Consider the following 9,291-nt stretch of genomic DNA (forward strand, 5'->3'; position numbering starts at 1 on the left):
AAGCCAGCACGCGGACGGTGGTGCCGGGTCAAGGCACGCTTTCCCGCCTTGACGCGGTACCACCGTCCGTAGTGACAATCACGGCTTCGGGGTGGCGGGCCGCTCACCGGACGACCCGCCCGAAGTCACCTGCACCCCCGGGCAGAGACCGGCCAGCAGACCGCAGTCCCGCCCTACCTGGGGAGACAGAGCTACCGCGAGCAGGTGCGCGGACAGCCGTCGCACTCCGCTGACGACGGCAGCAAGTACGAAAAGCAGCAGCTCTCCCGCCGCCGCGTCCACTCGCGGTGGCCTTCCGGCCCCTCCTCCAGCCGCAGCGTCGATGCCGACGTCAGCGGTGGGTACCGCTCGTCCAGCACCAACGCCGCGTCCGCTACCCCCGCGCCCTCGGCCTCCGGTGTTCCGCCCTGGCGGCCCGCCCACCACAGGGAGTTCTCCAGCGCGTCCGTCGCCGCCGCCCAGAGGGTGCGGCGGCCCAGTCTGCTCACCGGCGCGTACACCCGCACGAACTTCGCCGCGTGCGCCAGGTAGCGCGCCCGCAGGACCGCCGCCAGGGCTCGCTCGTCGCGGACCACCGTGGCCTCCGGGCGGGCCGAGCCCGGGTCCGTCGGGAGGCAGTGGAACGCGTCACCCAGCAGGGCCATGCCGTCCGGGTGGGGGCGGTCGTCCGACAACCGGAACGCCAGCTCCGCCGGCGCGAGGGACGGCACCCGGCGCTCGTGGTGCCACAGCAGCGCGCCGACGTACGCCGGGACGTGCAGATACCACGTCATCACCCAGCTGGCCGTCGTGCGGTCCGGGGCCGCGGAGTGCTCCCGGACCAGCCAGTCGCCCAGCAAGCCGCGCCATTCGCCGAAGTGCGCGGGCGTCTCCAGCAGCTCCGAACAGCGGATCCAGCCCGCCGGGACGTCGCTGCGCAGCTCGGTGCGTTCCTGCAGGCCCGCGATGCGCCGCAACGACGACGCGAGGCCGTCGCCGACCTCGCGTGCGTTACGGAAGGACCGCTGCTGGTTCAACCGCGGACCTCCTCGGACGCGTAGTGGATTAGGCGTGCCTAACCTTACAGACTTCCGGGAGCTCCGCCAATCGGGTGGGGTACTCCCAGCTTGCGGACTGTTCGCGGTGAGCGGACACCGCGCGGATGGCGGAATCCGGATGGCGCTCCGCACGTTGTGCTTGACGTAAAGGTGCAGGGCAACCTGATGATGGGAGCACCCGGGAGATGCCACGTCCGGGTGCGGAAACGACCGCCGAGAGCCGTAGTGGTACGGCAGCGCGACGGCTTGGCTACTAGAGTGGTCTCACGGTGCTGAATCCATCGCGGTGAAAGCACGATGGAAACGGGCCGCCGGCGCAGCAGTCGAGGGAGTGCACATGTTTGAGAGGTTCACCGACCGCGCGAGGCGGGTGGTCGTCCTGGCTCAAGAAGAGGCCAGGATGCTCAACCACAACTACATCGGCACCGAGCACATCCTCCTGGGTCTGATCCACGAGGGTGAGGGTGTCGCCGCCAAGGCGCTGGAGTCGCTGGGCATCGCCCTGGAGGGCGTGCGCCAGCAGGTCGAGGAGATCATCGGCCAGGGCCAGCAGGCGCCGAGCGGGCACATCCCGTTCACGCCGCGCGCCAAGAAGGTGCTGGAGCTGTCGCTGCGCGAGGCGCTGCAGCTCGGCCACAACTACATCGGCACCGAGCACATCCTGCTCGGCCTGATCCGCGAGGGCGAGGGCGTCGCCGCGCAGGTCCTGGTCAAGCTGGGAGCGGACCTCAACCGGGTCCGCCAGCAGGTGCTGCAGCTGCTCTCGGGCTACCAGGGCGGCAAGGAGTCCACCGAAACCGGTTCCGGCCGCGGTGAGGGCACCCCGTCGTCTTCGCTGGTCCTGGACCAGTTCGGCCGCAACATGACCGTGCTCGCCCGCGAGGGCAAGCTCGACCCGGTCATCGGGCGCGGCAAGGAGATCGAGCGGGTCATGCAGGTGCTGTCCCGCCGGACCAAGAACAACCCGGTGCTCATCGGCGAGCCCGGCGTCGGCAAGACCGCCGTCGTCGAAGGCCTCGCGCAGAGCATCGTCAAGGGCGAGGTGCCCGAGACGCTCAAGGACAAGCAGCTCTACACGCTGGACCTGGGCTCCCTGGTCGCCGGCTCCCGCTACCGCGGTGACTTCGAAGAGCGCCTGAAGAAGGTGCTCAAGGAGATCAAGACCCGCGGCGACATCATCCTGTTCATCGACGAGCTGCACACGCTGGTCGGGGCGGGTGCCGCCGAGGGCGCGATCGACGCGGCTTCGATCCTGAAGCCGATGCTCGCTCGCGGTGAGCTGCAGACGATCGGCGCGACCACGCTCGAGGAGTACCGCAAGTACATCGAGAAGGACGCCGCCCTCGAGCGCCGGTTCCAGCCGATCCAGGTCGGCGAGCCGTCGCTGGAGCACACGATCGAGATCCTCAAGGGCCTGCGCGACCGGTACGAGGCGCACCACCGCGTCTCGATCACCGACTCGGCGCTGGTCGCCGCCGCCACCCTGGCGGACCGGTACATCAACGACCGGTTCCTCCCGGACAAGGCGATCGACCTGATCGACGAGGCCGGCGCCCGGATGCGCATCCGCCGGATGACCGCGCCGCCGGACCTGCGCGAATTCGACGAGAAGATCGCGAACGTCCGCCGCGACAAGGAATCCGCGATCGACGCGCAGGACTTCGAGCGGGCCGCCCGCCTGCGTGACGAGGAGAAGACCCTCCTCGGCCAGAAGGGCGAGCGGGAGAAGCAGTGGAAGGACGGCGACCTCGACGTCGTCGCCGAGGTCGACGACGAGCAGATCGCGGAGGTGCTGGCCAACTGGACCGGCATCCCGGTGTTCAAGCTGACCGAGGAGGAGACCACCCGGCTGCTGCGCATGGAGGAGGAACTCCACAAGCGCATCATCGGCCAGGAGGACGCGGTCAAGGCCGTCTCGCAGGCGATCCGCCGCACGCGGGCGGGCCTGAAGGACCCGAAGCGCCCGTCGGGCTCGTTCATCTTCGCCGGCCCGTCCGGTGTCGGTAAGACCGAGCTGTCGAAGGCGCTGGCCTCGTTCCTGTTCGGCGAGGACGACGCGCTCATCCAGATCGACATGGGTGAGTTCCACGACCGCTACACCGCTTCACGGCTCTTCGGTGCCCCTCCGGGCTACGTCGGCTACGAAGAGGGCGGGCAGCTGACCGAGAAGGTGCGGCGCAAGCCGTTCTCGGTGGTGCTGTTCGACGAGATCGAGAAGGCCCACCAGGAGATCTACAACACGCTCCTGCAGGTGCTGGAGGACGGCCGCCTGACCGACGGTCAGGGCCGCACGGTCGACTTCAAGAACACGGTCCTCATCTTCACGTCCAACCTGGGCACGTCGGACATCTCGAAGTCCGTCTCGCTCGGGTTCGCCGGGTCCAACGACACCGGCACCCGGTACGAGAAGATGAAGCAGAAGGTCAACGAGGAAATGAAGAAGCATTTCCGCCCGGAGTTCCTGAACCGGATCGATGACATCATCGTGTTCCACCAGCTGACGCAGGAACAGATCATCATGATGGTCGACCTGATGATCGGCCGGGTCGAGACCCAGCTCAAGGCCAAGGACATGGAGCTGGAGCTCACGGCCAAGGCGAAGTCGCTGCTGGCCAAGCGCGGCTTCGACCCGGTGCTGGGCGCGCGGCCGCTGCGCCGCACGATCCAGCGCGAGATCGAGGACCAGCTGTCGGAGAAGATCCTGTTCGGCGAGGTCGAGCCGGGTCAGATCATCCTGGTCGACGTCGAAGGCTGGAGCGGCAACCCGGAGGACAAGGACGACCAGGCGCGGTTCACCTTCCGCGGCGAGCGTCGCCCGTCGTCCATCCCGGACGCCCCGCCGGTGAGCATCGGCGCGGGCCACGAGGAGCAGGGCGGCGAAGCCGAAGGCGAGTGATCGTCGCTTAGAACGCCAGAAGGGCGGTTCCCCCAGTGGGGAGCCGCCCTTCTGGCGTTCCCGGACCCAAGCGCCCCCGCGCCTCGGGCGGCCGTGGCCGCTACATCACGGCCCTTGGCGGCCGCATGCGGGTGGTTGCCGACTTCGAGGACCACGACGTCACCGTTTCGGCCGCTCAGCGGGACTCTGCCTGATCGGAGCCACCCCTCGGGCCCGTGAGACGATGCCCGCGGACCTTGGGAGGGGAATCCGCGTGGACGTGCTCTCGATCGACTTCGGGACTTCGAGCACGGTCGGTGTGCTCTCCGCCTTCGGGCGGGGGCCCCGGGCGATCGAGGTCGACGGGTCGGTCACCATGTCCTCCGCCGTCTACGTCAACGATGACGGCCTGCTCGTCGTCGGCCAGGATGCCGAGCGGCGGGCGCGGCTCGATCCCAGCCGGTTCGAACCGAACCCCAAACGGCGGATCGACGAAGGCGCCATCAGGCTCGGCGATGTCGACGTCCCGATCGCCGACGCCTTCGCCGCCGTCCTGCGGCGGATGGGCGAGGAAGCCGAACGGCAGCTCGGCCGCCCGCCCGCGCAGACCCGGATCTCGCACCCCGCCGGCTGGGGCGCCGACCGGCAGGACGTGCTGCGGGACGCTGCCGCGCAAGCGCGGCTCGCCGATGTGCGGCTGATCCCCGAACCCGTGGCCGCCGCGGCGCACTACGCCAGTCTCGGGCGGCGGGGCGGCGGGCCCATCGGCGTCTACGACCTCGGGGCCGGCACCTTCGACTGCGCCGTCGTCGGGGTCACCCAGCAGGGCTTCACCGTGCTCGCCGAAGACGGCCTGCCCGACCTCGGCAGCCTCGACATCGACCAGGCGCTGGTCGTCCACATCGGACGCGAGGTGTCGCACGCCGATCCCGCGCAGTGGCAACGCCTCCTGCGCCCGCAGACCACCGCCGACCGCCGGACGCGGCGGGCGCTGCTGCAGGATGTCCGGGACGCCAAGGAAAGCCTCTCGCGGCACGCGCAGACCCACGTGCCGATGCCCGAGCCGTTCGGGGACGTCCTCGTCAGCCGGGACGAGCTCGAAGCGCTCGTGCGGCCCAGCCTGCTGCGCAGCGCCGAACTGCTCGCCGCCACCATCCGGCGCGCCCGGCTCACGCCCGCGCAGCTCGCCGGCGTCTACCTCGTCGGCGGGCCGAGCCGGATGCCGCTGCTGGCCACCCTGCTCGGACGGCAGCTCGGCGTCACGCCGACCACGCAGGACCAGCCCGAGACGGCCGTCGCGTTCGGGCTGCACCACGTTCCGCTCGGCACCACCAGCGACCTCACCGTGCCCGCGTTCGCACCCGTCCGCCCGCCGGTGACGCCGCCGCGGCCGCAACCCTGGCAACAGCAGGCAGTGCCACCGCGGCCGGCCCCGCCACCGGAACCGCGCCGGAAGCGCAGGCCCTGGTTCCTCGCGCTCGCCGTGCTCCTGGTCGCCGCGGTCGTGGCCACCGTCGTCGTGTTCGTCATCCGCGATGGGACCGCACGGGCCGCGGCGGACTGCACGCAGACGACCGAGCGCGACCGGGCCGGCTTCACCCCGTGCCTGCGTTTGCTGGCCGGTTCCGTCCCGGACCGGAGCACCTGCAAGGACAACGGCCACTTCGCCCAGCTGCTGGGCGCCCAGCTCTCGGTCATCTGCGCCTTCACGGGCGGCAGTGTCAGCTACTACCAGGGCGTGACCACCGAATACATCGAGGTGAACACGAAGCTGACGCCCGCCGGCCGCGGCACCTGGGACGGCGGCGGGCTGCACGGCGAGTACGTCGCCAGTGCCGACAAGAAGTCGTCGATCGTGCTTTTCGGCGTGGCCGAGCGCCGGGTGGCCGCGATCTACCTCACGGAAGAACCCCGCCGCCTCGAGGACCTGATCGCCGGCTTCTCCAGCCAGGTCAAGCCGGCCTGAGTCACCAGGCCCGGTCGAGCCGCATGCCGCGGCCGTACCAGTCGTCGTCGGCGACCGGCCCGGCCGGCGGCGGCTCGGCCGGGGCGTCCGACGACCGGTCCTTGAGCACCTTGCCGTCCGGCTCGGCCACCGGGGCGGACGGCGCCGGCGCGGCGAGCGGGACCGGCTCCGGCTCGAACTGCACCCGCCAGCGCAGCCGGTCCATCAGGTAACCGCCGCTGCCCAGCGGCGCCAGCAGCTGCCCGGTCCGCTTCGCCGACTCGCGCTGGGCCTCGACGTACGTGCGCAGGACGGCGTCCGCGATCTCCGTCGGCGACATCCCGGAGACGGCGTCGGTGAGCCGCAGCCGGGTCAGCACGCCGTCGGTGTTGACCGACAGCGAAACCGTGCCGTCGGCGGACGTCGCCGTCGCCGACAGCGCGGACAGTTCCGCCAGGAGGGCGTCGCGGTCCGGGCCGTCAGCCATCCAGCCTCCCGGCGTGGGTGGCGCCGCTGGACACCTGGCCGTCGGGGGCGATGTCGACGTTCGCGTCGCGGACGTTCTTCTCGGTCCGCCTTGACGTACGGTCGGTCTCGAAGTTGTCCGGGTCGAAGCTCGAGCCGGGGCTGACGTCCGGCGCGTCGGGGATCTTCGGCAGGTCGACGGCTTCGTCGCCGATGCGGTCCGCCAGCTTCTGCGCGGCGTCGCCGGCGCCGTCGCGGATCTTGCCCGCGCTGTCGAGGAAGCTCTGGTACAGGTCGAACCCGTTGTCACCGGTGATCTCCGCCTGGTTCGCCACGACCGCGGTGATCGCGCCGCCGGCGGCGTTCCCGGCGACGATCGCGCCGTTGGCCATGGTGAAGATCGTCGCGCCCGCCGCGGCGCCCGCGCCGGCGGTGGCCACGGTGAGCAGCCCGGTGACCGCGCCCGCGAACGTCGCCGCCAGCACCTTCGACATGGCCGCTTCGCGCTTGCGCTCCTGCGACTTCTGGTAGTCCTCCGCCGTGCTCTTGAACGTGGAACCGAGGTTGCTGAGGTCCTGCCGGGCCGAAGCGATGGCCTCGCGCGCGGCGACGATGTCGCTCTCCAGGATGGTGATCTTGGTTTCGACCTCGGTGAAGGTGTCCGCGAGCTCGTTGAGGTAGGCCTTGACGGCGTTGGCCGCGGAGCCGCGCCAGACGTCGAGGAACTGCCGGGCGTCGTCGAGCTTCGGGCCGGAGTCGCGCTGCAGCGCCTTCCAGACGGCGTCGTGCCGCATGATCAGGCTCTGCAGGCCCTCGGCCGACTCGTGGTCGATGTCGGCGTCGGAGAACTCGCGGTAGATGGCGGCGACGTCGTCCTGCATCTTCCGGAAGCCGTCGTCGCCGGGGCCCAGGCCGAAGATCCAGTCGGTCATCCGCAGGATTTCCAGCGCGTCGAGGGCGTCGGTCGCGCCCTGCTTCAGGTCCTCGGAGACGCCGTCCAGGAGCTCGGTGCGGCGGTCGTCGCCACCCGACATCGGCTGGGCGTCGAGCCCGGTGTCGAAGTAGCCGTCCACGTCAGTTCCCCTCCAGACCGGCGGCCGCGCGGTTGACGCGCTGCTTCGAGTCCTCGTCGGCCTTCTCGTACAGCTCCGCGACCCGCATCAGCGCGTGGCTGGTGTCCGCCGTGGTCTGGTGCAGCTGCGCGACCAGCTTCCGGATCTTCGCCAGGTGGTCGTTGTAGGCCGCGGCGACGGCCGGCATGCCGAGCGTGCGGCCGAAGGCGTTGTCCGCCGGGAACATCGCGCCGAGGCCGCCGAAGAACCCGCCGCCGTCCGACTTGACGGGGACGTCGGTGCCGCGCAGGCCGTTCGACGCGGCTTCCGCGGCGTCGGCCGCTCCCTGGAGGGCTCGGGCCGAGTCCCGCAGGTCCTGCAGGTCGGTCTCGAATCCGATCATCACTCACCTCTTCTTCGGCTGCGCGTTCCGGACATGTAAACACCGTTCGATCACCCGCCAGGGAGGTTTGCCGGCGGTGTGCGTCAGATCACGGACGGCTCGCCGTACCGCCGAACGGGGGAATGTCGTCCGTGCCGGGTGGTCTCGACGCTCCTACCTGCATGAGCACAGTCACGAAACCCCGGCCGCCCACCGTGCGGCGTCAGCTGCGCGAGGCGAAACGCTTCTCCTGGACGGGATTCGCGGTCACGGTCGGGGCGTCGCTGCTCGGCACGCTCGTCCCGGCGGCGATCGGGGCGGGCCCGGACGCGACGCTGATCTCCACGCTCGTGGTCACGGTCCTGGCGGCGGGCGGGTTCACCGCCAAGGACGGCAGTGCCCGCGGCATCAAGGCGATCGCGATCGTCCTGCTGGCGACGGGCGCGCTGGTCCTGACGGTCACCGGGGTGACCGTCCTCGACCTGGTGCGCGGCCGCCCGGCGACGTTCCCGGGTGTGCCGGAGGTGGCCGCGGAGCCGCGGGTGATCGTCCCGGAGTCGGTCACCTGCCCCGAGACCCCGGTGCACACGACGACGACCTGCGTGGTGGCGGTCCGCAGCGTCGGCGCGAGCGCGTTGCGGGTCAGCGGGATCGAGCTGGACAGCAACGACTTCACGGTGGACGCGAGCGCGTGCGTCGGCCACGACGTCGAGCCGGGCCGCCGGTGCACGCTGCTGGTTACCTTCACGCCGGCCTGGAGCGGCGACCGGGTCACGGACCTGACGATCCACCACAACGTCCCGGGCCCCGCGGCCTTCGTCGAACTCACCGGCCGCGGCGGTTAGTGCTCCGCGCCCGCGCTGACCGCCAAGTCCTCCGTCACGCGCAACGCCGTGTCCGCCAAGGCTTCCAGCGCGTCGGCGATCCGGTCCACGCCCAGTGACGCCTCGGCCTTTCCCGAAGCCGCGACCTGCTCCGGGCTGAACGGAACGTGCACGAAGCCGCCGCGCACGCCGGGGAACTCCGTGGCCAGCAGGTGCATCAAGCCGTAGAAGACCTGGTTGCACACGTACGTCCCGGCGGTGTGGGACACCGACGCCGGCACACCGGCCTCGCGAATCGCCGCCACGCACGCCTTCACCGGCAACGTCGAGAAGTACGCCGCCGGGCCGTCCGGGACCACCGGGGCGTCCAGGGGCTGGGCGCCCGCGTTGTCCGGGATGCGGGCGTCGATCAGGTTGATCGCCACGCGCTCCGGGGTCACCCCGGCCCGGCCGCCCGCCTGACCCGCGCAGACGACCAGCGACGGCCGGTGTTCCGCCAGCGCCCGCCGCAGCGCGGGCAGGGATGTCCCGAACTCGCACGGCAGTTCCACCGCCGCGACGTCGTCCCGGCGGGCGGCCACCAGTGAAACCGCCTGCCAGGACGGGTTGACCGACTCGCCGCCGAACGGCGCGAACCCCGTCATCAGCACCCTGGCCATGCCGTCCTCCCCGAAGCGAAAGCGTCGAGGCCACCCTGCGGACGTAGGGTGG

Annotated in this window: 8 protein-coding genes; 3 read left to right on the forward strand and 5 right to left on the reverse strand. The window is 71.0% G+C overall.

The genetic code is table 11. The features are described 5' to 3' along the window. Window positions 1-191 precede the first annotated feature (191 nt). Window positions 192-1,016, reverse strand: coding sequence for a (2Fe-2S)-binding protein (locus ACWEVN_RS43165; RefSeq protein WP_452055140.1), 825 nt, complete (start codon window positions 1,014-1,016; stop codon window positions 192-194). Window positions 1,017-1,374: 358 nt separating this feature from the next. On the opposite strand from ACWEVN_RS43165, the gene ACWEVN_RS43170 reads away from it, so the two are divergent. Both ACWEVN_RS43170 and ACWEVN_RS43175 read left to right on the forward strand, forming a co-directional pair. After that, a complete protein-coding gene (locus tag ACWEVN_RS43170) occupies window positions 1,375-3,933 on the forward strand; it encodes an ATP-dependent Clp protease ATP-binding subunit (RefSeq protein ID WP_449687899.1) in 2,559 nt (852 codons plus the stop codon). 253 nt (window positions 3,934-4,186) lie between these two features. After that, the gene (locus tag ACWEVN_RS43175; RefSeq protein WP_452055141.1) at window positions 4,187-5,878 is read left to right on the forward strand and encodes an Hsp70 family protein; all 1,692 of its coding nucleotides are present in this window, start codon (window positions 4,187-4,189) and stop codon (window positions 5,876-5,878) included. Window position 5,879: 1 nt separating this feature from the next. On the opposite strand, the gene ACWEVN_RS43180 is transcribed toward ACWEVN_RS43175, so the two are convergent. The 3 genes from ACWEVN_RS43180 to ACWEVN_RS43190 are packed head-to-tail and all read right to left on the reverse strand — an operon-like array spanning window position 5,880 to window position 7,777. After that, the gene (locus ACWEVN_RS43180; protein ID WP_452055142.1) at window positions 5,880-6,344 is read right to left on the reverse strand and encodes a YbaB/EbfC family nucleoid-associated protein; all 465 of its coding nucleotides are present in this window, start codon (window positions 6,342-6,344) and stop codon (window positions 5,880-5,882) included. Then, window positions 6,337-7,395: a hypothetical protein gene (locus tag ACWEVN_RS43185; RefSeq protein WP_449687901.1), complete on the reverse strand. Its 1,059-nt coding sequence runs from the start codon at window positions 7,393-7,395 to the stop codon at window positions 6,337-6,339. Before ACWEVN_RS43185 ends, ACWEVN_RS43180 begins: the two co-directional genes overlap by 8 nt. A gap of 1 nt (window position 7,396) precedes the next feature. Continuing rightward, on the reverse strand, window positions 7,397-7,777 hold the full coding sequence (locus tag ACWEVN_RS43190; protein WP_452055143.1) for a hypothetical protein: 381 nt from the start codon (window positions 7,775-7,777) through the stop codon (window positions 7,397-7,399). A 161-nt stretch (window positions 7,778-7,938) separates the two neighbouring features. On the opposite strand from ACWEVN_RS43190, the gene ACWEVN_RS43195 reads away from it, so the two are divergent. Continuing rightward, window positions 7,939-8,601, forward strand: coding sequence for an Ig-like domain-containing protein (locus tag ACWEVN_RS43195; protein ID WP_452055144.1), 663 nt, complete (start codon window positions 7,939-7,941; stop codon window positions 8,599-8,601). Here the strand turns inward: ACWEVN_RS43195 and pcp are convergent. After that, the gene (gene pcp, locus ACWEVN_RS43200; RefSeq protein WP_452055145.1) at window positions 8,598-9,239 is read right to left on the reverse strand and encodes a pyroglutamyl-peptidase I; all 642 of its coding nucleotides are present in this window, start codon (window positions 9,237-9,239) and stop codon (window positions 8,598-8,600) included. The genes ACWEVN_RS43195 and pcp overlap by 4 nt on opposite strands. Between the last annotated feature and the right edge of the window lie 52 nt (window positions 9,240-9,291).

The organism is Amycolatopsis sp. NPDC003861 (assembly GCF_053605405.1).